Origin of the sequence: Streptomyces sp. NBC_00859 (genome assembly GCF_045161865.1) — a bacterium.
GTDB lineage: Bacteria > Actinomycetota > Actinomycetes > Streptomycetales > Streptomycetaceae > Streptomyces.
Map to the genome: position 1 here is coordinate 5,298,863 of NZ_CP108826.1, position 22,031 is coordinate 5,320,893.

The 22,031-nt window shown below is 71.4% G+C and carries 16 protein-coding genes; 11 read left to right on the forward strand and 5 right to left on the reverse strand.

Translation table 11 applies throughout. The annotated features are described in order from the left end of the window. Nucleotides 1-59: 59 nt before the first annotated feature. Nucleotides 60-1,682, reverse strand: a complete 1,623-nt coding sequence (locus OG584_RS23240) for a carboxyl transferase domain-containing protein (RefSeq protein ID WP_405780632.1) — start codon at nt 1,680-1,682, stop codon at nt 60-62. A gap of 163 nt (nt 1,683-1,845) precedes the next feature. Here OG584_RS23240 and OG584_RS23245 point away from each other — a divergent pair, with 163 nt between their 5' ends. The 3 genes from OG584_RS23245 (at nt 1,846) to OG584_RS23255 (ending at nt 4,139) form a co-directional block, all read left to right on the forward strand. Next, nucleotides 1,846-2,484, forward strand: a complete 639-nt coding sequence (locus OG584_RS23245) for a TetR/AcrR family transcriptional regulator (RefSeq protein ID WP_405780634.1) — start codon at nt 1,846-1,848, stop codon at nt 2,482-2,484. Nucleotides 2,485-2,650: 166 nt separating this feature from the next. Beyond that, nucleotides 2,651-3,430, forward strand: coding sequence for a phosphatase (locus OG584_RS23250; RefSeq protein ID WP_405780635.1), 780 nt, complete (start codon nt 2,651-2,653; stop codon nt 3,428-3,430). Nucleotides 3,431-3,539: 109 nt separating this feature from the next. Next, complete coding sequence (locus OG584_RS23255; protein WP_405780637.1) at nt 3,540-4,139, forward strand: hypothetical protein; 600 nt, start codon at nt 3,540-3,542, stop codon at nt 4,137-4,139. Between the two features lie 39 nt (nt 4,140-4,178). Here the strand turns inward: OG584_RS23255 and OG584_RS23260 are convergent, their stop codons facing one another. Both OG584_RS23260 and OG584_RS23265 read right to left on the reverse strand, forming a co-directional pair. Beyond that, nucleotides 4,179-5,051 (reverse strand): acyl-CoA thioesterase, encoded by an 873-nt coding sequence (locus OG584_RS23260; RefSeq protein ID WP_405780639.1) that lies wholly within the window; start codon nt 5,049-5,051, stop codon nt 4,179-4,181. A 66-nt stretch (nt 5,052-5,117) separates the two neighbouring features. Further along, nucleotides 5,118-6,275, reverse strand: a complete 1,158-nt coding sequence (locus OG584_RS23265; protein ID WP_405780640.1) for an acyl-CoA dehydrogenase family protein — start codon at nt 6,273-6,275, stop codon at nt 5,118-5,120. 598 nt (nt 6,276-6,873) lie between these two features. On the opposite strand from OG584_RS23265, the gene OG584_RS23270 reads away from it, so the two are divergent. Then, a complete protein-coding gene (locus OG584_RS23270) occupies nt 6,874-7,899 on the forward strand; it encodes an NlpC/P60 family protein (RefSeq protein ID WP_405780642.1) in 1,026 nt (341 codons plus the stop codon). A 157-nt stretch (nt 7,900-8,056) separates the two neighbouring features. Here the strand turns inward: OG584_RS23270 and OG584_RS23275 are convergent, their stop codons facing one another. Next, nucleotides 8,057-9,508 carry a PucR family transcriptional regulator gene (locus OG584_RS23275; protein ID WP_405780644.1) on the reverse strand — a complete coding sequence of 484 codons (1,452 nt, stop codon included), beginning with the start codon at nt 9,506-9,508 and terminating at the stop codon, nt 8,057-8,059. 131 nt (nt 9,509-9,639) lie between these two features. Here OG584_RS23275 and OG584_RS23280 point away from each other — a divergent pair, with 131 nt between their 5' ends. The 3 genes from OG584_RS23280 to OG584_RS23290 all read left to right on the forward strand — a co-directional run bounded on the left by OG584_RS23280 (nt 9,640) and on the right by OG584_RS23290 (nt 13,854). Further along, nucleotides 9,640-11,142 carry a sodium:solute symporter gene (locus tag OG584_RS23280; RefSeq protein WP_405780646.1) on the forward strand — a complete coding sequence of 501 codons (1,503 nt, stop codon included), beginning with the start codon at nt 9,640-9,642 and terminating at the stop codon, nt 11,140-11,142. A 70-nt stretch (nt 11,143-11,212) separates the two neighbouring features. Continuing rightward, nucleotides 11,213-12,181: an agmatinase gene (gene speB / locus OG584_RS23285; protein WP_405780648.1), complete on the forward strand. Its 969-nt coding sequence runs from the start codon at nt 11,213-11,215 to the stop codon at nt 12,179-12,181. Further along, complete coding sequence (locus tag OG584_RS23290; protein ID WP_405780650.1) at nt 12,178-13,854, forward strand: thiamine pyrophosphate-binding protein; 1,677 nt, start codon at nt 12,178-12,180, stop codon at nt 13,852-13,854. The genes speB and OG584_RS23290 overlap by 4 nt, the downstream gene beginning before the upstream one ends. Nucleotides 13,855-13,899: 45 nt before the next feature. On the opposite strand, the gene OG584_RS23295 is transcribed toward OG584_RS23290, so the two are convergent. Beyond that, entirely contained in the window at nt 13,900-14,241 is a 342-nt protein-coding gene (locus OG584_RS23295; RefSeq protein ID WP_405780651.1) for a helix-turn-helix domain-containing protein, read from the reverse strand. 456 nt (nt 14,242-14,697) lie between these two features. On the opposite strand from OG584_RS23295, the gene OG584_RS23300 reads away from it, so the two are divergent. From OG584_RS23300 to OG584_RS23315, 4 genes are all read left to right on the forward strand, one after another. After that, the gene (locus OG584_RS23300; RefSeq protein ID WP_405784235.1) at nt 14,698-18,435 is read left to right on the forward strand and encodes an ABC transporter ATP-binding protein; all 3,738 of its coding nucleotides are present in this window, start codon (nt 14,698-14,700) and stop codon (nt 18,433-18,435) included. A gap of 226 nt (nt 18,436-18,661) precedes the next feature. Further along, nucleotides 18,662-19,810, forward strand: coding sequence for a hypothetical protein (locus OG584_RS23305; protein WP_405784237.1), 1,149 nt, complete (start codon nt 18,662-18,664; stop codon nt 19,808-19,810). A 112-nt stretch (nt 19,811-19,922) separates the two neighbouring features. Beyond that, complete coding sequence (locus OG584_RS23310) at nt 19,923-20,372, forward strand: hypothetical protein (RefSeq protein ID WP_405780652.1); 450 nt, start codon at nt 19,923-19,925, stop codon at nt 20,370-20,372. Between the two features lie 98 nt (nt 20,373-20,470). Beyond that, on the forward strand, nt 20,471-21,904 hold the full coding sequence (locus OG584_RS23315; protein WP_405780653.1) for a S28 family serine protease: 1,434 nt from the start codon (nt 20,471-20,473) through the stop codon (nt 21,902-21,904). Nucleotides 21,905-22,031 lie beyond the last annotated feature (127 nt).

Consider the following 22,031-nt stretch of genomic DNA (forward strand, 5'->3'; position numbering starts at 1 on the left):
CCTCATCAGATCCGGCACCCTCGTCACATCCGGCACCCTCGTCACGTCTGCCACTCCCATCACATCCGGAAGACGCCGTAGCCGGGCGCCGCCCGGTCCTTCTGGGCCAGCGGGGCATTGGCGCAGGCGGTCAGCGCGAGGCCGACGACCCGGCGCGTCTCCAGCGGGTCGATCACGCCGTCGTCCCACAGCCTGGCCGTGGCGTAGTAGGCGTTGCCCTGCTCCTCGTACTGCGCGCGGACCGGGGCCTTGAACGCCTCCTCGTCCTCCGCGCTCCATTCGTCGCCCAGCTGGTCGCGCTTGACCGTGGCCAGCACGGAAGCGGCCTGCTCTCCGCCCATCACGGAGATCTTCGCGTTCGGCCACATCCACAGGAAGCGCGGCGAGTACGCCCGTCCGCACATCGAGTAGTTCCCCGCGCCGTACGATCCGCCGACGACCACCGTCAGCTTCGGCACCCGGGTGCAGGCGACCGCCGTCACCATCTTGGCGCCGTGCTTGGCGATGCCGCCCGCCTCGTAGTCCCGGCCGACCATGAAGCCCGAGATGTTCTGGAGGAAGAGCAGCGGGATGCCGCGCTGGTCGCACAGCTCGATGAAGTGCGCGCCCTTCTGGGCGGACTCGGAGAAGAGGATGCCGTTGTTGGCGACGATGCCGACGGGGTGGCCGTGGATCCGGGCGAAGCCGGTGATCAGGGTCGTCCCGAACTCGGCCTTGAACTCGGCGAACCTGGAGCCGTCCGTGACGCGCGCGATCACCTCGCGTACGTCGTAGGGCGTACGGGAGTCGACCGGCACCGCGCCGTACAGCCCGGCCGGGTCCACCTTCGGCTCCTCCACCGGCTCCACGGACCAGGGGAGCGGGGTGCGCTCGGGGAGCGTGGAGACGATGGTCCGGACGATGCGCAGCGCGTGCGCGTCGTCCTCCGCGAGGTGGTCGGTGACCCCGGAGGTCCGCGAGTGCACCTCGCCGCCGCCCAGTTCCTCGGCCGTGACGACCTCGCCGGTCGCGGCCTTCACCAGCGGCGGGCCGCCGAGGAAGATGGTGCCCTGGTTGCGGACGATCACCGCTTCGTCGCTCATCGCCGGGACGTACGCGCCGCCCGCCGTGCAGGAGCCGAGCACCGCGGCGATCTGGGGGATGCCCGCGCCGGACATCCGGGCCTGGTTGTAGAAGATCCGGCCGAAGTGGTCCCGGTCGGGGAACACCTCGTCCTGCATCGGCAGGAAGGCACCGCCCGAGTCGACCAGGTACACGCAGGGCAGCCGGTTCTCCAGGGCCACTTCCTGGGCGCGCAGATGCTTCTTCACGGTCATCGGGTAGTACGTGCCGCCCTTGACCGTGGCGTCGTTGGCGACCACCACCACCTCGCGGCCGCTCACCCTGCCGATCCCGGCGATGACCCCGGCAGCCGGCGCCGAGCCCCCGTACAGGCCCTCGGCGGCCAGCGGCGCCAGCTCGAGGAAGGGCGAGCCCGGGTCCAGGAGGGTGTCCACGCGGTCGCGCGGCAGCAGTTTCCCGCGCGCCACGTGGCGGGCCCGCGACTTCTCGCCGCCACCGAGGCGCGCGGCCGCCAGCCTGGTCCGCAGCTCGGTGGCGAGCACTCCGTGCGCCGCCTCGTTGGCCCGCCAGGCCTCCGAAGCGGGATCGGCCGCGCTCGTCAGGACTGGTGCCTGCTGCATCGGTCGGGCCCCCTCTGCTCGCTCGTGTTCTCTTCTGGTTCACTTCTGACCGGTTCGACTGACCGGATCGCTCCGACCATGCCTGCCCGGTCCGGGCGGTTAGTGATCGTTAACACCTGTGGTCAGGTTAACGCTCGCTAACCCCGCTGTCTAGAATGGGGCCATGAGCACCAGGACGGACGCCCCGACGCGGCGCGAGCAGATCCTCAAGGAGGCTGCGCGCCTCTTCGCCGAGCGCGGTTTCCACGGCGTCGGCGTCGACGAGATAGGCGCGGCGGTGGGCATCAGCGGCCCCGGCCTCTACCGCCACTTCGCCGGCAAGGACGCCATGCTCGCCGAGCTGCTCGTCGGCATCAGTGAGCGGCTGCTCGACGGCGGCCGGATGCGCGCCGCAGAGGCTGCCGGAGGCCCGGCGGCGGTACTCGGGTCGCTGATCGACGGCCACATCGACTTCGCACTCGACGACCGCCCGCTGATCACCGTCCACGACCGGGAGCTGGACCGGCTGCGCGACAGCGACCGCAAGGCGGTCCGCAGGCTCCAGCGGCAGTACGTCGAGCTCTGGGTCACCGTCGTACGGCAGCTCCATCCGCACACCCCTGAGCAGGAGGCCCGCGCAGCCGTGCACGCGGTCTTCGGCCTGCTGAACTCCACCCCGCACCTGGGCACCGGCGGCCTGCCGGGCCGCACCGCCACCGGGGAACTGCTGCGGCGTCTGGCGCACGGGGCCTTCGAGGCACTGGGCCGGGCAGCGGGCGGGGCGCAGGACCGGGCACCCGACTCGGCACCGGCGACGGGCTGACCGGCCGACCCGGCGTACGGGCACGGGCGTACGGGCGCGGGCCTCGACCTGTGCACGGCCCACGGCCCCGGGCACGCCTGTGCCGGGCCTGTGCGGGCCCCCGCGCGGGACCGGCGTCCGCCGATACCGGACTGACGCGAACGCCGCCTGGCGGCACAATGGCCCTATGCCGATACCCAGCCGCGCCGAACTCGTCGACCACCTCGTCCGCACCCGGATCGCCGGAAACGTCGCCACGCCCCGCGACAACAACCTCTCGCACTACCGCAAGCTCTCCAACGGCGACCGGCACTTCTGGCTGGGACTGGAACTCGGCGACCGCTGGGCCGACGAGCAGGACGTGCTCGCCGTGATGGCCGAGCGCTGCGGCGTGAACGACGACCCGGAGCACCGGCACGGTCAGGACACCATCGACCCGCAGCTGACGGTCGACGCCCTGGACCGGATGGCCGCCCGGCTGCGGAAGGCCGCCGACGCGGGGGAGAGCGTCCTCTTCGCCACCGGCCACCCCGGCGGGCTCCTCGACGTACACAGGGCCACCGCGGACGCGCTGCGCGCCGCGGGCTGCGAGATCGTACGGATCCCGGGGGGACTCAGCGCCGACGAGGGCATGGTCTTCCAGTTCGCCGACGTGGCGATGCTGGAGCGGGGCGCGACCCTCTGGCACACCCACTCGCCCGAGCCGATGCGGGCCATTCTGGACGGCATGGAGCAGGCGGGGCGCCCCCTGCCCGACCTGGTGGTCGCCGACCACGGCTGGGCGGGCTGCGCCGGCCAGCGCGGTCTGGACTCGATCGGCTACGCGGACTGCAACGACCCCGCCCTCTTCCTGGGCGAGGCCGAGGGGACACTCCAGGTCACGGTCCCGCTCGACGACCACGTCACCGACCCGCGCTTCTACGACCCGATGACGGCGTACCTGCTGGACGCGGCGGGGCTGGGCTGAGGGTGACCCCGGCCCGTACCGCGGTACTCGACGCCGCTTCGCCGGCGCCTCGGGGCCCTCGCTAGGTTGTGGGTGTTCATGCACGAGGGCTCACAGGGGGCGGCACGAAGTGTTCGAGGTATCCGGTTACACATACGCCCTCTTCATCGCCGCGGGCGCGATCGTCTGCGCGGCGTTCGAAGGGGTGCGCCTGTGGCGCGCGTCGGCTGCCGGCAGTGACAAGGCCGTCGCGTCCGGCGTGGTCCGCGTCGCCGGGTTGACCGTGGTCGGGCTGATCATGGCGGTCATGTACTGGCGGGGCGCCGACGACGGGCGGTGGAGCGGCGGCAAAGTGCTGCACGAGACCCAGAAGATCGCGGCAGACATCGAAACCAGGCCGGCGCCGGCGGAGTCCCCCATAGCGGAAGGGCAGCCGGACCCGGGCGTCTTCACCACCCTGGTCGACGAGGCCACGGAATCCGTCGTCAAGGGGTCGGGCCTCGCGCTGACCGCCGAGTCGGTGACGCCGCCGGCCGGCGCTGTGGACAGTTACGTGATCACCGGCACGGAGGCGGGCCGGGACAGTTCGCGGAAGCCCACGAAGTCACAGGCCTGCCTGGTGTTCCTCTCGGCGGCACACATACCGGACGACATGCCGAGCGGAGCACCGGACGCGGTGCGGATTCCGCAGTACACGGTCAGTACGAAGGTCACCGCCGGACACTGCTGAGCGCCGCGGGCCGTGCGGTACGGCGGCTCCCTGGGCCCCTCACCGCGGGACCCGGATGACGCCCTCCTGGATCACCGTGACCGCCAGCTGTCCGTCCTGCGTGTAGATCCGGGCCTGCCCGAGACCTCTTCCGCCGGACGAGGACGGGGACTCCTGGTCGTACAGCAGCCACTCGTCGGCCCGGAACGGGCGGTGGAACCACATCGCGTGGTCCAGGCTCGCGCCGACCACGTCGCCGACCGCCCAGCCGCCCCGGCCGTGCGCGAGCAGCACCGAGTCGAGCAGCGTCATGTCGGAGACGTACGTCGCCAGGCAGACGTGCAGCAGGGGGGCGTCGGCCAGTTTTCCGTTCGTGCGGAACCAGACCTGCGAGCGCGGCTCGCGCGGGGTGCCGACGGTGCCGAACGGCGGGGCGTCCACGTACCGCAGATCGACCGCCGCGCGGGCCTCGATCAGCCGGTCCACGACCCCTGGCTCCAGGAAGCGGTCCGCGTACCGGGGCAGCATCTCGGCCGCCGTCGGCAGTGTTTCCGGATCGGGTGCGTCCGGCATGGCCGTCTGGTGGTCGAGCCCCTCCTCGTACGTCTGGAACGACGCCGAGAGATGGAAGATCGGCTGCCCGTGCTGGACCGCGACGACCCTGCGGGTGGTGAAGGAGCGGCCGTCGCGGATGCGGTCGACCGTGTAGACGATCGGCGCGCCCGGATCGCCGGGGCGCAGGAAATACGCGTGCAGCGAGTGCGCCGTCCGCTCGCCGGGCACGGTGCGCCCGGCGGCGACCAGGGCCTGTGCGGCGACCTGGCCGCCGAAGACGCGCGGCACGACGGCGGAGCGGCTCAGACCGCGGAAGATGTCCTGCTCGATCCGCTCGAGGTCGAGCAGATCGAGCAAGGACTCAAGTGCCTGGTTCATGAGGCTATTTCTACAAGGTCTCTCTGATGGCGGATCTCGGCGTGTCTACGGGCGCTCCGGGTGTCTCTACAGGCCCATGTTCTTCGCGATGATCATCTTCATGACCTCGCTGGTGCCGCCGTAGATCCGGTTGACCCGGTTGTCCGCGTACAGGCGGGCGATCGGGTACTCGTTCATGTAGCCGTAACCGCCGTGCAGCTGCAGGCACTTGTCGATCACGCGGTGCGCGACCTCGGTGGTGAAGAGCTTCGCGGACGCGGCCTCGGCCGCCGACAGCTCGCCCAGGTCGTGGGCCTCCAGGGCGCGGTCGCAGACCGCCTCGGCGGCGTCCACCTCTGCCTTGCAGGCGGCCAGCTCGAACTTGGTGTTCTGGAAGGACGCGACGGTCTTGCCGAAGACCGTGCGGTCCTGCACGTACGCCTGCGCGAACCTGACTGCGGCGGCGGCCTGCGCGTAGGCGCCCACCGCGATGCCCAGCCGCTCCTGCGGCAGGTTCTGGCCGAGGTAGGAGAAGCCCTTGTTCTCCTCGCCGAGCAGGTCGCCGACCGGGACCTTCACGTCGGTGAAGGAGAGCTCGGCGGTGTCGGAGGTCTTCAGGCCGAGCTTGTCGAGCTTGCGGCCGACCGCGTACCCCTCGGACTTGGTGTCCACGACGAGCAGCGATATGCCGTGCCGGCGGTCCTCCGGTGTCGGGGCGGCCGTGCGCGCGCAGACGATCACACGGTCGGCGTGCACGCCGCCGGTGATGAAGGTCTTGGCGCCGTTGAGCACATAGTGCGTGCCGTCGTCGGAGAGCTTGGCGGTGGTCTTCATCCCGGCCAGGTCGGAGCCGGTGCCCGGCTCGGTCATGGCGATGGCGTACATCGTGGCGCCGCTGACGAAGTCGGGGAGCCAGCGCTTCTTCTGCTCGTCCGTGGCGTACGCCTTCAGGTACGGCAGGCAGAGCGCTACGTGTACGCCGGAACCGCCGAAGGAGACACCGGCGCGGGCGCACTCCTCGGAGATGATCGCCTGGAACTTGAAGGACTCCTCGCCGGCGCCGCCGAACTCCTCCGGCACCTCGATGCCGAAGATCCCCAGCTCACCGAGCTTGTAGTAGAACTCGCGCGGCGCCTGGCCCGCCGCCAGCCACTCGTCGTACACGGGCACGACCTCGGCCTCGATGAAGGCCCGGATGGTGTCCCGGAACGCCTCGTGGTCCTCGTTGTAGACGGTACGGCGCACGGAAGGCTCCTCTGCGGTTCTGGCGTGGCCCCGGGCTCTGGTGTGTCCGGCCGGCCTCTCCTGCTAAGCGCTTGCTCAGTCGAAGTTACCGGGAGGTCACCGGGACTGTCCAGGGTGAGCCTGGCCACCCCTGCTCACGGCGGGGCGCTGCCGCCCCCGAGCGCGGCGATGGAGGGTGCCCGGCTGGCTTTCCGGGCCGGGGCCATGGCCTCCGCCGCCCGCCCGGCGGGTGCGCCGGGATGACTGCGGGCAGCGCGCCGAATCACTTCGGGGGAGTCGGTCCCGGCCTCTCCGTCGCGGTGCGGTCCGGATCGATGGCGTGCCCACTCGTGACTCGTGAACGTGTAACGGGCCGTCAACTCGCCGCTACGCGCCGTGTGATGTGAGTAAAGAAGCGCGTCCGCCGGGGCGGTTTTTTTCTGTGAAGATTGTAATGGTTACGAGATGGTCACTAGGTTGGGCTTCGAACCTTCGCGCGATTGCTCACCCAGCCGGGGTGGCAGTGAAGGTACCGCCGAGTCCGTGATGCGCACGGAGCCGGGGACTCGCTCCCCCCACAGCCCGGTAGGCGGCTCCGAGGAAGAAGGAGCTCGCCTTCGTGGCGTCCCACCGTCGTCCCAAGCAGCCGAGCCGTACCCGCGTGACCGTGCTCACCGCGACCGCCGCTGCCGCCGTGGCCCTGACCTCCCAGGCCGCTCAGGCCGATCCCGAGCCGACCAGGAGCGAGGTGAAGGCGAAGGTCGACAAGCTCTACGACGAGGCTGAGGTGGCCACCGAGCAGTACAACGGGGCCAAGGAGCAGCAGGAGAAGCTGGAGAAGCAGACCGACGCGCTCCAGGACAGGGTGGCCCGTGGTCAGCAGGAGCTCAACACGCTCCGCTCCGGGCTCGGTTCGATCGCCGCGTCGCAGTACCGCGATGGAGGGATCGACCCCTCGGTGCAGCTCTTCCTCGCCTCGGACCCGGACACCTTCCTCGACCGGGCCTCCGCGCTGGACCAGTTGACGGCCAGGCAGGCCGAGTCACTGACGAAGATCCAGAAGAAGCAGCGGGCCCTCGCCCAGGAGCGCACTCAGGCCCAGGGCAAACTGCACGACCTCGCGAGCGTCCGCAAGACGCTCGGTGAGAGGAAGAAGACGCAGCAGGGCAAGCTCGCCGAGGCGCGGAAAGTGCTCAACACCCTGACCGTCGCCGAGCGCGCGAAGATGCGTGACGACGACGTGCGCGCCAGCCGCGACGCCGGTGAGCGGGTCGAACTCGGGCACGAAGCCCCCGCATCCGCCCTCGGTGCCGCCGCCCTCCAGGCCGCCGCCACCAGGGTGGGCAAGCCGTACGTCCGCAGCGCCACCGGCCCCAACGCCTTCGACTGCTCGGGCCTGACCCAGTGGGCCTACGCCCAGGCCGGTGCCCAGATCACCCGCACCACGTACACGCAGATCAACGAGGGCACCCGCATCGCGCGCAGCCAGCTCAAGCCGGGCGATCTGGTCTTCTTCAACAACACCCAGCACGTGGGGCTCTACGCGGGCAACAACACCGTGCTGCACGCCCCGTATCCGGGCGCCTACGTCCGCTACGAGTCGATGAACACCATCGGTGGCTTCCAGGCCGCGGTGCGCATCTGACCGCACCCTGACGCGCGGGGTGTGCCGCCCGTGAACGGCCCCTCCACGCCGGGGCGTTCGCGGGCGCGGCCGTCGCGGTCCCGGGGCGGCCCGCGGCGATCCCGAGGAGTACGGCGGCGCCGTGTCGCGGGTGAACGGCCCCTCGGGGCAGTTCGGTTCACCCCCGCCGCAGCGCGATCCACAGCTCCGTCCGTACGTCCATGTCGTCCAGGTCCGAGCCGAGCAGGGTCGCGCAGCGGCCGATGCGCTGGCGGACCGTATTGCGGTGCACGCCGAGCGCCACCGCCGTACGGTCCCAGCTGCCGTGCAGCGAGATCCAGGTGCGCAGCGTCTCCAGGAGTGCCGCGGGCGCCGGATCGCCGAGTGGGGCGAGGAGGGTGCGGGCATGGGCCGCCGCCTCGGCCGGGTCGAGGAGGGCGGCGAGGCCCGTCGCGCCGTGCCGGGACAGCGGGGTCCGGGTCGCCTCCGCGTGGCGCAGGGCCCGGCCCGCCTGGGCGTCGGCAGCCGCGAGGTCCTCCGCGGCGGCCGGGGCGCTCACCCCGAAAGTCCAGCCGGGGTGACGGGCGATCTCACGGTCGGCGGGCAGCAGTATCCGTACGGTGCCGGACGCCGTGTCCACCAGCGGGCTGCCGAGCGGGGGCGGGGTCCCGGTGCCGTGCGCGTGCACCACGGTCCACGGGCCGGCCCCGAGCAGCGGCGCCACATCGACGGGGTTGGCGCCGAGCAGCAGGCGGACCAGCGCGGATGAGCGGGACGCCTCGTCGGCGCCCTGCCGGGGGGCGGTGAGCAGCGAGAGCAGTACGACGGCGACCCCGGCGATGGTGTGGTCGCCCGGTTCGCGTGACGTGGTGGCGACCCCGAGCACCAGCCCTTCGCCGCCCGCCACCGCGTATGCGGCCAGATGCGCGGAGCCCGCCGTGTCGGTGGCGGACGCGGGGGCGGGGTGATGGCCCGCCGGGCCGCTCCCGGCCGCCACGGGACGTACGACCCGGGCGAGCGCCGACAGCGCCGCGTGCGCTTCCGGCGCGGGCTCGCGCCCCGCCGACTGGAGCGCTGTGCCGTCCGCGGCGAGCAGCACCGTCCGGCCGCCCAGCCGGGTGGCCAGCTGGCGCAGCACCGCGGGCACCGGGTCGGGGCGGGCAGCGGCCGCCGCCAGGCCCTGCTGGGCCTGCGAGATCCGGCGCAGCTCGTGGTGGCGGGCCTCGGCCATCAGCCCCCACACCGCGCGCGCCACCGCTGTGAAGGGAGTCCTGGTGGGCACCTCCACCAGTGGCAGGCCATGGCGGTCGCAGGCTGCTGCCAGGGCCTGCGGCACCGTGTCGTACACCGGCGCGAGCCCGAAGCCGAGCGCGGCGCCGCCCGCCGCGACGATCCGCGCCGCGTACCGGTCGGGGTCCTCCGCGAGCTGCACCCCGGCGGTCAGCAGCAGCTCTCCGCCGAGCAGATACGGATAGGGGTCGGCCATCTCGCTCGTGTGCACCCAGTGCACCGCCGCTCCTCCGGCCTCCCCGGCCGCAGGGCCCGCGACCTGGCGCAGCCCGAGATCCCGGCGGGCGAGCAGGGCGGCGAGCGGGACGGGGGAGGTCGGTGGAGCAGCGGGATCCGGCATGGATGTTCCATCCATCGAAGGAGGGTTTCGGTGGATGGAACGTACACTTCAACGTCGCTTTCCGGCCACCTAGGGTCAACGTTCGAAAGCAGTCGGGCTCAGGTGGCAGAGGTGGAAGAGAGGCAGGGCGCATGGCAGTCGACTACGCAGTGATCGTGGCCTATCTGGCGGGCATGCTCGCCATGGGCTGGTGGGGCATGCGCCGCGCCAAGTCCAAGTCCGATTTCCTGGTGGCGGGCCGCAGGCTCGGCCCCGCCATGTACTCAGGCACCATGGCCGCGATCGTGCTCGGCGGCGCCTCCACCATCGGCGGCGTGGGCCTCGGATACCAGTACGGGCTCTCCGGCGCCTGGATGGTCTTCACCATCGGCCTCGGGCTCCTCGCACTCAGCGTCTTCTTCTCCGGGCGCATCGCCCGGCTGAAGGTCTACACCGTCTCGGAGATGCTCGACCTGCGCTACGGCGGCCGGGCCGGGGTCATCTCCGGCGTCGTCATGTGGGCCTACACGCTGATGCTCGCCGTCACATCGACCATCGCCTACGCCACGATCTTCGACGTCCTCTTCGACATGAACAGGACCGTGGCCATCATCATCGGCGGCGCGATCGTGGTGGCGTACTCGACGCTCGGCGGCATGTGGTCGATCACCCTCACCGACATGGTGCAGTTCGTCGTCAAGACGATCGGCGTGCTGCTGCTCCTCCTGCCGATCGCGGTCGTCAAGGCCGGCGGCTTCTCCGAGATGAAGGCCAAGCTGCCCACCTCGTACTTCGACCCGCTGGGCATCGGTGGCGAGACGATCTTCACGTACGTCCTGATCTACACCTTCGGCATGCTCATCGGGCAGGACATCTGGCAGCGGGTCTTCACCGCCCGCAGCGACAAGGTCGCCCGCATCGGCGGCACGGTCGCCGGTACCTACTGCCTGGTGTACGCGGTCGCCGGAGCTGTCATCGGCACGGCCGCCAAGGTCATGTACCCGAAGCTGCCGAGCTCCGACGCGGCCTTCGCCACCATCGTGAAGGACGAACTGCCCATCGGTGTGCGGGGGCTGGTGCTCGCCGCCGCCCTCGCCGCCGTGATGTCCACCTCGTCGGGTGCGCTGATCGCCTGCGCCACCGTCGCCAACAACGACATCTGGTCGCGGCTGCGCGGGATACGCGGCGGCGGGAGCGCCCGGGGCGAGGACCACGACGAGGTCCGCGGCAACCGGGCCTTCATCCTCGCCATGGGCGTCCTGGTCATCTGTATCGCCATCGCGCTGAACAACGTCGTCGAGGCGCTCACCGTCGCGTACAACCTGCTGGTCGGCGGGTTGCTGGTGCCGATCCTCGGCGGACTGCTCTGGAAGCGCGGCACGGTGCAGGGGGCGCTGGCGTCCGTCGCGGCGGGCGGGCTCGTCGTCCTCGGCCTGATGGCGAAGTACGGCGCCCTCGCCAACGAGCCGATCTACTACGGGCTGCTCTGCTCGCTGATCGTGTACGTCGTCGTCTCGCTGGCCACGAAGCCGACGGACGCGGCGGTGCTCGCCACCTGGCGGGAGCGGCTCGCCGGGCGGGACGGGTCCGGGGCGGACGCCGCCGCGGGGGCCACCTCCGGGTCCGACTCCGATTCCGTACCTGCCCACCGCTAAAGTTCCCAGGCGCCCAAAAAGCGCCGAACACACGCCAAAAGCGTAGAAGTAAAGACAAGAAGGGCACTCCATGAGCAGCACCGAACAGCCGCGCGGCCCCGTCGACTCGTCCCGCGTCCCCCGGTACGCCGGCCCCGCGACCTTCGCCAGGCTGCCCAGGCTCGACGAGGTCGGCACCGCCGACGTCGCTGTCGTCGGTGTGCCCTTCGACTCCGGTGTCTCCTACCGGCCGGGCGCCCGCTTCGGCGGCAACGCCATCCGTGAGGCGTCCCGGCTGCTGCGCCCGTACAACCCGGCGCAGGACGCGTCGCCGTTCGCGCTGGCGCAGGTCGCCGACGCGGGCGACATCGCGGCCAACCCCTTCAACATCAACGAAGCCGTCGACACCATCGAGGCCGCCGCCGACGACCTGCTCTCCACCGGCGCCCGGCTGATGACCCTCGGCGGCGACCACACCATCGCGCTGCCGCTGCTGCGCTCGGTCGCCAAGCAGCACGGCCCGGTCGCGCTGCTCCACTTCGACGCGCACCTGGACACCTGGGACACCTACTTCGGCGCCGAATACACCCACGGCACTCCGTTCCGCCGGGCCGTCGAGGAGGGCATCCTCGACACCTCCGCGCTCTCCCACGTCGGCACGCGCGGCCCGCTCTACGGCAAGAAGGACCTGGACGACGACGCGAAGATGGGCTTCGGGATCGTCACGTCGGCCGATGTCATGCGGCGCGGCGTCGACGAGATCACCGACCAGCTGCGCCAGCGCATCGGTGACCGCCCGCTGTACATCTCCATCGACATCGACGTGCTTGACCCGGCGCACGCACCCGGCACCGGTACCCCGGAGGCGGGCGGCCTGACCTCCCGCGAACTCCTGGAGATCGTCCGCGGCCTCTCCTCCTGCCACCTGGTCTCCGCCGACCTGGTCGAGGTCGCCCCGGCGTACGACCACGCCGAGATCACCTCCGTCGCCGCCTCCCACACGGCGTACGAACTCACCACGATCATGTCGCGCCAGATTGCCGAGGCCCGAGCCAAGTGACGCACGACCACCACCACGAGACCCCCCGGTTCACGGCCGAGCAGACCGCCGCCGCGCTGGACCCCCCGGCCGGGCGCAACGGCGGCGACCTCGTCGTCGAGACGCTCCAGGGCCTCGGCGCCACCACTGTCTTCGGGCTGCCCGGCCAGCACGCGCTCGGCATGTTCGACGCACTGCGCCGCTCCGCGCTCGCGTACGTGGGGCTGCGCGTCGAGAACAACGCGGGCTTCGCCGCCGACGCGTACGGCCGGATCACCGGCGAGGTCGCCCCGCTGCTGCTCTCCACCGGCCCCGGCGCCCTGACCTCGCTCGCCGCGCTCCAGGAGGCGGCGGCGGCCAGCGCGCCGGTGCTCGCGGTCTCCAGCCAGGTCCCGACGGCCGGGCTCGGCGGCGGCCGACACGGCTATCTGCACGAGCTGCGCGACCAGAAGGCGTCGTTCCGCGACATCGTGAAGTCCGTGCACACCGTGCGCACCGCTTCCCAGATCCCCTCCGCCATCGCGGCTGCCTGGGAGTCCGCGCTGACCGCGCCGCACGGCCCGGTCTGGGTGGAGATCCCGCAGGACGTGCTGCTGGCGGAGACCACCCTGCCGCCGGTCACCGCGATGGACGCGACCCCGCGCGAGCTCGAACCGCGCCCCGAACTGACCGCGGTCGCAGCGCACTTGCTCTCGCATGCCGAGCGCCCGGTGATCATCGCGGGCGGTGGTGTCGTACGGTCCGACGCGGCCGGGAAGCTGCTCGCGCTCGCGGAGCGCCTCGACGCCCCGGTCGTCTGCACCGTCGGCGGCAAGGGCGCGTTCCCCTGGGAGCACCCGCTCTCGCTCCAGTCGTGGATGGAGGACCGGCACACCACGGACTTCCTGGAGGAGGCCGACGTCCTGCTGGTCGTCGGCTCCGGGCTCGGTGAACTCTCCTCGAACTACCACACGTTCGAGCCGCGCGGCCGGGTCGTCCAGATCGAGGCGGACCTCGGCAAGCTGGAGTCCAACCACCCGGCCCTCGGCATCCACGCGGACGCCAGGATCGCGCTGTCCGCCCTCCTGGAGACGGTGGAGGAGCGCACCGACCCGGACGCGGCCGATGCCGTGCGCACCGTCCTCACCAAGGTCGGAGAGCGGATCGCGAGCCAGGACCTGGACCTGGAACAGCAGATCCTGGCCTCGGTCAGGGCCGCGCTGCCCGCCACGTCCCCCAGCTTCTGGGACATGACGATCCTGGCCTACTGGGCCTGGTCCGCCTGGCCCGGCGCCCTGCACTCGGCGCAGGGGGCGGGCGGTCTCGGTTACGGCTTCCCGGCCGCGCTGGGCGCGTCGGTCGCCGACCCGACGACACCGGTCCTCGCGGTGTCGGGCGACGGCGGCGCGATGTACTCGATCGCCGAACTCGCCACGGCCAAGCAGTACGGCCTGCCCGTCACCTGGCTGATCGTGGACGACGGCGGCTACGGCATCCTCCGCGAGTACATGGAGGACGCCTTCGGCGAGGCCACCGCCACGGAACTCACCCGCCCGGACTTCGTGGCGCTGGCCGAGTCCTTCGGGGTCCCGGCTGTCCGTACGACGCCGGAGGCACTGACCGAGGATCTCGCGGAGGCGTTCGCCGCTCCGGGCCCTTCGGTGGTCGTGCTGCCCGCGGTCCTGAAGATGTTCGCACCGACGCACCTGGGCTGACACCTGGGCGGGGCCCCGTCCCGGCGGGACGGGGCCCCGTCCGATTCAGGCGGCAGTCGTCCGCGCCCTGAACGCGACGTTGGACACGTCGTCGACCAGCTCCAGCTGGAGCGACGCGTCCAGCGCCCGCGCGAGGCGGGCGAGCAGCGGGAGCGTCGGCACGGTACCGCCCAGCTCCAGCTTGGAGATCTGCGGCTGGGTCATCTCCGCACGCCGGGCCAGCTCGGCCTGCGAGATGCCCAGCTCTGCCCGCCGGTCGTGGACGGCCTGGCCGAGGTCCCAGGCCAGCCTGAGCTCCTCCCGGCGCTTGGTCTTTTCCGGGCTTTCGAGGATGCCCTCTGCGACCTTCCGGTCACGAGAGAGCTTCCATTGCGCATGACCGACCATGCGGCCGAACGTACATATCCGTCCGTGTGCAGCGTGCTGGGCCACCTGTGAGTCACCCGACCGGGTGACGGCCGCAACGGTTCTCCGTATAACCGTCCGGCGCTCGGCGACCCGTCTCGGAAGGGCATCAGCCGGTCCTAGGTCCACAGACCGGCCCCCGTACCTCCTTCGGACGGCCTTCGGCCCCCGATTGTTGCGGCGGGATGAAATCCCCAGGTGGCCGTGTTGGTTCCTTCCGGTGGCAAGAGACAACGGGAGGCACCAGTGGCGGACGCCGCGCAACAGGAACCCGCGCAGCAGGGACCCGCGCAACAGGAACCCGCGCAGCAGGCCGGCGCGCAGCAGGACAGGGACGCGCAGCACGGCGAGGCCCAGGTCGACGAGGCGCAGGACGGTGCCCGGGGGACCGGGACGGAGCACGGGGGAGCGGAGCGGCAGGGCTGGTCGCGGCGGCTCATCGGGTACGCCTGGCGGTACCGGCGCAATGTGCTGCTGGCCCTCGGGTCATCGCTCGCCGGGATGGCCGTCATGGCACTCGTCCCGCTGGTCACCAAGGTGATCATCGATGACGTCATCGGCGACGGCACCCGTTCGCTCGCCGTCTGGACGGGGCTGCTGATCGGCGCCGCCGTCGTCGTCTACGCACTCACCTTCGTCAGGCGCTACTACGGCGGACGCCTGGCGCTCGACGTGCAGCACGACCTCCGTACCGAGATGTACGGCACGATCATGAAGCTGGACGGCCGCCGTCAGGACGAGCTGTCCACCGGGCAGGTCATCGGGCGCGCCACCAGCGACCTGCAACTGATCCAGGGGCTGCTCTTCATGCTGCCGATGACCATCGGCAACGTGCTGCTCTTCCTGATCTCGCTGGGCATCATGGCCTGGCTCTCGCCTCTGCTCACGCTCATCGCGGTAGCCGTGGCGCCCGCCCTGTGGATCATCGCCAAGCGCAGCAGGGCCCGGCTCTTCCCCGCCACCTGGTACTCCCAGGGGCAGGCGGCCGCGGTCGCGGGTGTCGTCGACGGAGCCGTCACCGGGGTCCGCGTGGTGAAGGGGTTCGGGCAGGAGGACCAGGAGACGGGCAAGCTCCGCGCGGTCAGCCGCAGGCTCTTCGCCGGGCGGCTGCGCACCATCAAGCTGAACTCCCGCTACACCCCGGCGCTCCAGGCCGTCCCCGCACTCGGGCAGGTCGCGATGCTCGCGCTCGGCGGCTGGCTGGCCACCCGGGGCGAGATCACCCTCGGTACGTTCGTCGCCTTCTCCTCGTACCTGGCCCAGCTCGTCGGCCCGGTCCGGATGCTCGCCATGGTGCTCACCGTCGGGCAGCAGGCCCGCGCCGGCGTCGAGCGTGTCCTGGAGCTGATCGACACCGAGCCGTCCATCGCGGACGGTACGAAGACGCTCCCGGCCGATGCCGAGGCGACCGTCGAGTTCGACGACGTCTCCTTCGGATACACCGAGGACCGGCCCGTGCTCGACGGTTTCTCGCTGACCATCGCGCCGGGTGAGACCGTCGCCGTCGTCGGTTCGTCCGGCAGCGGCAAGTCCACCGTCTCGCTGCTGCTCCCGCGTTTCTACGACGTCTCGCACGGCGCCGTCCTCGTCGGCGGACACGACGTGCGCGAACTGACCCTGGAATCGCTGCGGTCCGCCATCGGCCTGGTGCCCGAGGACAGCTTCCTGTTCTCCGACACCGTGCGCGCCAACATCGCCTACGGCTTCCCCGACGCCACCGATGAGCAGATCCTCACCGCGGCGCGGGCGGCCCAGGCCGACCGCTTCATCGCCGAACTGCCCGCCGGATACGACACCGCCGTCGGCGAACACGGCCTCACACTCTCCGGTGGCCAGCGCCAGCGCATCGCGCTCGCCCGCGCCATCCTCACCGACCCCAGGCTGCTCCTCCTCGACGACGCGACGTCGGCGGTGGACGCCCGTGTCGAGCACGAGATCCACGAGGCGCTGCGCGGAGTGATGGCGGGCCGCACCACCCTGCTCATCGCACACCGCCGCTCCACCCTCAACCTCGCCGACCGCATCGCGGTCATCGAAGGGGGCCGGCTCGCCGACATCGGCACCCACGCCGAACTGGAGGAGCGCTCGGCGCTCTACCGGAAGCTGCTGACCGACCCGGACGAGCTGGGCGGCGTCTCACCCGGCCACACGGGGCCCGCGGCGGACGAGCCGGAGGACACCTCCGTACGGGCGGAGCTGGAGGCCGAGTTCGACGTGGAGCGGGGGATCACCCCGCCGCTCTGGGTCCGCAACGAGAACCCCGGCACCGGGACCGGCGCCGGACCCGACGGCACCGAGCGGGCGCCCGCGCCCGGCGGTATGCCCGCGACGCCCGAACTCCTCGCTCAGGTCGACGCGCTGCCGCCGGCCACCGACACCCCGGACGTCGACGAGGCGCACGCCGTCTCCGCCGAGACCTCGTACGGGCTGCGCAGGCTGCTGCACGGCTTCGGGCCGGTACTCCTCGTCAGCCTGTTCCTGGTCGCGGTCGACGCGGGCATGGGGCTGCTCCTGCCCGTACTGATCCGGCACGGCATCGACCAGGGCGTCACCAAGCTCGCCACCGGCGCGGTGTGGACGGCGGCCGGGCTCGGCCTGCTCACCGTGGCCGTCCAGTGGCTGGCGCAGACCGGCGAGACCCGGATGACCGGACGCACCGGTGAGCGCGTCCTCTACACGCTGCGGCTGAAGATCTTCGCGCAGCTCCAGCGGCTCGGCCTCGACTACTACGAGCGCGAACTGACGGGCCGGATCATGACCCGGATGACCACGGACGTCGACGCGCTCTCCACCTTCCTGCAGACCGGTCTGGTCACCGCGTTCGTCTCGGTCGTCACCTTCTTCGGCATCCTCGTGGTGCTGCTCGTGATCGACGTGCAGCTCGCGCTGGTCGTCTTCGCGACGCTGCCCTTCCTGGCCGTCGCCACGTACGTCTTCCGCAAGAAGAGCGTCCAGGCGTACGAGCTGGCGCGCGAGCGGGTCTCCGTCGTCAACGCCGACCTGCAGGAGTCCGTGTCCGGGCTGCGGATCGTGCAGGCGTTCCGCCGCGAGACCACCGGCGCGGGCCGTTTCTCCGGCCGCAGCGACCACTACCGGCAGGCGCGGGTACGCGGCCAGTGGCTGATCTCGGTCTACTTCCCGTTCGTCCAGCTGCTGTCGTCGGTCGCGGCCGCCTCCGTGCTGATCGTCGGCGCCGACCGCGTCGAGGCCGGCACCCTCACCACGGGTGCCCTGGTGGCGTACCTCCTGTACATCGACCTGTTCTTCGCCCCCGTGCAGCAGCTCTCGCAGGTCTTCGACGGTTACCAGCAGGCCACCGTCTCGCTGAAGCGCATCCAGGAGCTCCTCGTCGAGCCGACGTCGACCGAGGCGAGCGCACTGCCGCTGGAGGTCACATCGCTGCGCGGCGACATCGCTTTCGAGGGCGTCTCGTTCGCGTACGGACCGGCCGGTGAGCCCGGCGGATCCGACAAGGCCGAGGCGGCACTGAGCGGGATCGATCTGCGCATCCCCGCCGGACAGACGGTCGCCTTCGTCGGGGAGACCGGCGCCGGCAAGTCCACGCTGGTCAAGCTGGTCGCACGGTTCTACGACCCGACGGACGGCCGGGTCACCGCCGACGGCATCGATCTCCGGGACATGGACATGACGGCGTACCGGCACCGGCTCGGGGTGGTCCCGCAGGAGGCGTACCTCTTCGCGGGCACGGTCCGGGACGCCATCGCGTACGGGCGGGCGGACGCGACGGACGCCGAGGTCGAGGCCGCGGCGCGGGCGGTCGGGGCGCACGACATGATCGCGACCCTGGACGGCGGCTACCTCCACGAGGTGGCGGAGCGAGGCCGCAACCTCTCGGCGGGCCAGCGCCAGCTGATCGCGCTGGCCCGCGCCGAGCTGGTCGACCCGGACATCCTGCTGCTGGACGAGGCGACAGCCGCGCTCGACCTGGCCTCCGAGGCTCAGGTCAACCAGGCGACGGACCGGATCGCCGGCCGGCGGACCACGCTCGTGGTCGCCCACCGGCTGACCACAGCGGCGCGGGCGGACCGGGTGATCGTGATGGACCACGGCCGGGTGGCCGAGGACGGCACGCACGAGGAGCTGCTGGCCCTGGACGGGAGCTACGCGCGGCTCTGGCGGACCTTCGTCGGGGAGCCCGCGGAGGTGGTGGCGTAGGCCGGTGCGCGAGGGGCCGCCGCCGAGGGGGCCCCTCGCGCGTGCGGGCCCCTCATGCGTGCGCGACGAGAGCGGGATGAGAGCGTTACCGGGGCCGCACGTCTGCCACCGGGACAACTCTTCGCCCCTTTCCGCCCTCTTCCCGGGTGGGCTGTGCGGGCCCCTGCAGACAGCGCACACCACCGGAAGCGGGAGCTGAGACACGGTGCCGACGATCAGCCAGCGGATGCACTTGGTGCTGCTCACCGCCTGGACGGTGCTGTGGTTCGCGGTGGTGGAGCCGCACGGCGGTTTCTCCTGGCACTATCTGCACACCGGCGGCGAGCTGCTCTACCAGGGCCCCGGAGGCGACGGCACCGGCGGTCTCAACCTCTACGCCCACCACCCCGAGCTGCAGATGGGGCCGGTCAGCTTCCTCGCCGCCGGGTTGTTCAACCCGTTCCCGGAAGCCACCGGACAGTTCCTCGCCGCCGCGCTGATGTCGCTGCTCGGACTGGTCATCGTCGTCCTGGCCGGGCGCAGCGCCGCGTACCACCTGCTGGGCACCGGCACCAACCACCAGCGGCTGCGCCAGCGGGTGCTGATCGCCGGGCTCGCCTTCATTCCGATGTGGATCGAGGTCGCGGTCCGCTTCGGGCACCTGGACGACGTGCTCGCGCTGTTCTTCACCGCTCTCGCCGTCCGGGCCGTCACCCGCGGGAACGCGGCGGCCACCGGCGCGTTCCTCGCCCTGGCGATGGACTCCAAGCCCACGGCCCTGGCCTTCCTCCCGCTGCTGCTGGCCCTTCCCCGGCACCGGTGGCTCCGCGCCGCCCTCTGGTGCGCGGGGCTGGTGGCGGTCGCCTGGCTGCCGTTCTTCGTGGGCGATCCGCAGTCGTTCGCCGCGGCCAAGTTCGCCATCCCCAACCATCCGGCGTCCGCCCTGCGCTGGCTCGGCGTCGGCGACCCGGAGACCCCCGGCTGGGACCGCCCCGCGCAGGCCGCGCTCGGCCTGGTGCTCGGCACGGTGGCGGTCTGGCGGGGGCGCTGGCCGGCCGTGGTCCTGCTGGGGGCCAACGCCCGGATCGTCCTCGACCCGAGTGTCTATACGTACTACACGGCGTCCGTGCTGCTCGGCACGCTCCTGTGGGATGTGATCGGGCAGCGGCGCCTGGTTCCGTGGTGGAGCTGGCTGGCGCTGCTGACGCTGTACGCCAGCGTCTTCGTCATCAGCGACGACGCGGTGCGTGGTCTGCTGCGGCTGGCGTTCGTGGCGCTGTCCACGGCGTACGTGCTGCTGTGGCCGGTGCGCGAGCGCGGCGGGCGGGGCGGGGTACGCGGACGGCGCGGACCCCGGGCCGGTGCGGGGGCGTCACTGGTGGAACCGGGCCCCTGACCGGGCTCCGAAGCTGCCACCATATGTCCCGTTCTGCGGCGCAACCAGCTGACTGCCCCATGCGTCCGTACTCACGTACGCCCAAGCGGCCGAAAGGGAAGAAGTGTTCGAGTTGCGGCGAAAGCCGGATTCCGGAGCGGAGCGCACACCGGAGCGCGGCCCGGTGGGCGGATCCTCGCGCGGCCGGGGGGCCGGGCGCTGGGCTGCCGGGCTGACGGCGGCGGCCGCGGTGGCGTTCGCCCTGGTGGGGCCCGGTGTCACGCCTGCGAGCGCCGCATCCGGGTGCCCCGGCCATCAGGTCAGGTCGGTAGGTTTCGCCACCGGTCAGCTCCGGGTCTACCGGAGCGGCCAGTACGTCTGCGCGGTCACCCTCGCCAAGGCTCCCGGGGCGAGGAGGCAGATGTCCGTCGTGCTCCAGGCGCGCGGGGCCAGGCCGGTCTCCGACAGCGGGCGCTTCACCCGTCTGGCGGGGCCCGTGAAGGTCCGTGCCGCGAACCGCTGTGTACAGGCTGTGGGCGCGATCTCCGGCAGGAAAGGCGTCTCCGGCTGGTTCCTGTGCTGAGCGGATGATCTCCCCCGATGGTCAACTGGGTCTGGCGTGCTTGGTGTTACCCCGGCTAGGTTCGCGGCTACTCGTTGTGATCCCCAGGGGAGGGCTGAATGCGCAAAGCGCTGAGATGGCTGCTCGCGTTCGTGGTGCTCATAGGCACCCTGAGTGCGGCCGGAGCGTCAGCCGGTGCGGCCACCGCCGCGGTACCGGACACCCCGGACATCAAGGACCGGATCCTCGCCATTCCGGGCATGAGCCTCATCGAGGAGAAGCCCTATACGGGCTACCGCTTCTTCGTCCTCCAGTACGCCCAGCCCATCGACCACCGGCATCCGTCGAAGGGCACCTTCAACCAGCGGTTCACCCTGCTGCACAAGGACACCAGCCGGCCGACCGTCCTCTACACCGGCGGCTACAACGTCTCCACCACGCCCAGCCGCACCGAGCCGACCCGAATAGTCGACGGCAATCAGGTGTCACTGGAGTACCGCTACTTCACCCCGTCCAGGCCGCAGCCCGCCGACTGGTCCAAGCTGGACATCTGGCAGGCCGCGAGCGACCAGCACCGGCTGTTCACGGCGCTGAAGAAGATCTACGCCAAGAAGTGGCTCACCACCGGGGGCTCCAAGGGCGGCATGACCGCCACGTACTACGAGCGCTACTACCCGCAGGACATGGACGGGGTCGTCGCCTACGTCGCTCCCGACGACGTCGTCAACGACGAGGACTCCGCGTACGACCGGTTCCTCAGCAGCGTCGGCACCAAGGAGTGCCGCGACAAGCTTCAGGGGGTCCAGCGGGAGGCGCTCATACGCCGTGAGCCGCTGGAGAAGAAGTACGCCCAGTACGCGAAGGACAACGGCTACACCTTCACCACCGTCGGTTCACTCGACAAGGCGTACGAGGCCGTCGTCCTCGACTACATCTGGGGCTTCTGGCAGTACAGCCTGCTCTCCGACTGCGACACCATCCCCGCCGACGCCCCGCACGCCACGGACCAGGAGATCTGGGACTCCGTCGACACGATCTCCGGGTTCTCCTTCTACACCGACCAGGGGCTCGACGCGTACACGCCGTACTACTACCAGGCAGGCACCCAGCTCGGCTCGCCGGACATCCAGCAGCCCTGGCTCGGAAAGCTGAGCCGCTACGGCTACCAGCCCCCGCGGCACTTCGTGCCCAGCTCCATCCCGATGCGCTTCCAGCCCGGTGTGATGGCCGACGTGGACAACTGGGTGAAGCACCACGCCCACCACATGCTGTACGTGTACGGGCAGAACGACCCGTGGGGCGCCGAGCGCTTCAGCGTCGGCAAGCACCCGGACGACAGCTACGTCCTCACCGCTCCCGGGATGAACCACGGCGCGAACGTCGACGGTCTCGCCCCCGCCGAGAAGGCGAAGGCCACCGCGCGCATCCTGGACTGGGCGGGGGTCGCCCCGGCCGCCGTCCAGGCCCATCCGGACCGCGCCAAGCCGCTCGCCGCGTACGACGCGACGCTCGACCGCAAGGACCCGCAGAGCGAGCGGGCCCTGCGTCCGTGACCCTGCGCCCGTGACCCCGGGCCGGACAGCCCGGCGCCCGGGGAACCGGTGACAGGAGTGGACAACCGGCCCCGTGCCGGAGCCGGTTGAGCTGTGCCCGCCGCGGAACTCCGCGGCGGGCACAGCT

Coding starts and splice junctions, on each gene's coding strand:
- speB (WP_405780648.1), top strand. CDS start 11,213: ATGAGCAGCACCGAACAGCCGCGCGGCCCCGTCGACTCGTCCCGCGTC.
- OG584_RS23305 (WP_405784237.1), top strand. CDS start 18,662: ATGCACTTGGTGCTGCTCACCGCCTGGACGGTGCTGTGGTTCGCGGTG.
- OG584_RS23260 (WP_405780639.1), bottom strand. CDS start 5,051: ATGAACCAGGCACTTGAGTCCTTGCTCGATCTGCTCGACCTCGAGCGG.
- OG584_RS23245 (WP_405780634.1), top strand. CDS start 1,846: ATGAGCACCAGGACGGACGCCCCGACGCGGCGCGAGCAGATCCTCAAG.
- OG584_RS23240 (WP_405780632.1), bottom strand. CDS start 1,682: ATGCAGCAGGCACCAGTCCTGACGAGCGCGGCCGATCCCGCTTCGGAG.
- OG584_RS23315 (WP_405780653.1), top strand. CDS start 20,471: ATGCGCAAAGCGCTGAGATGGCTGCTCGCGTTCGTGGTGCTCATAGGC.
- OG584_RS23280 (WP_405780646.1), top strand. CDS start 9,640: ATGGCAGTCGACTACGCAGTGATCGTGGCCTATCTGGCGGGCATGCTC.
- OG584_RS23295 (WP_405780651.1), bottom strand. CDS start 14,241: ATGGTCGGTCATGCGCAATGGAAGCTCTCTCGTGACCGGAAGGTCGCA.
- OG584_RS23250 (WP_405780635.1), top strand. CDS start 2,651: ATGCCGATACCCAGCCGCGCCGAACTCGTCGACCACCTCGTCCGCACC.
- OG584_RS23275 (WP_405780644.1), bottom strand. CDS start 9,508: ATGCCGGATCCCGCTGCTCCACCGACCTCCCCCGTCCCGCTCGCCGCC.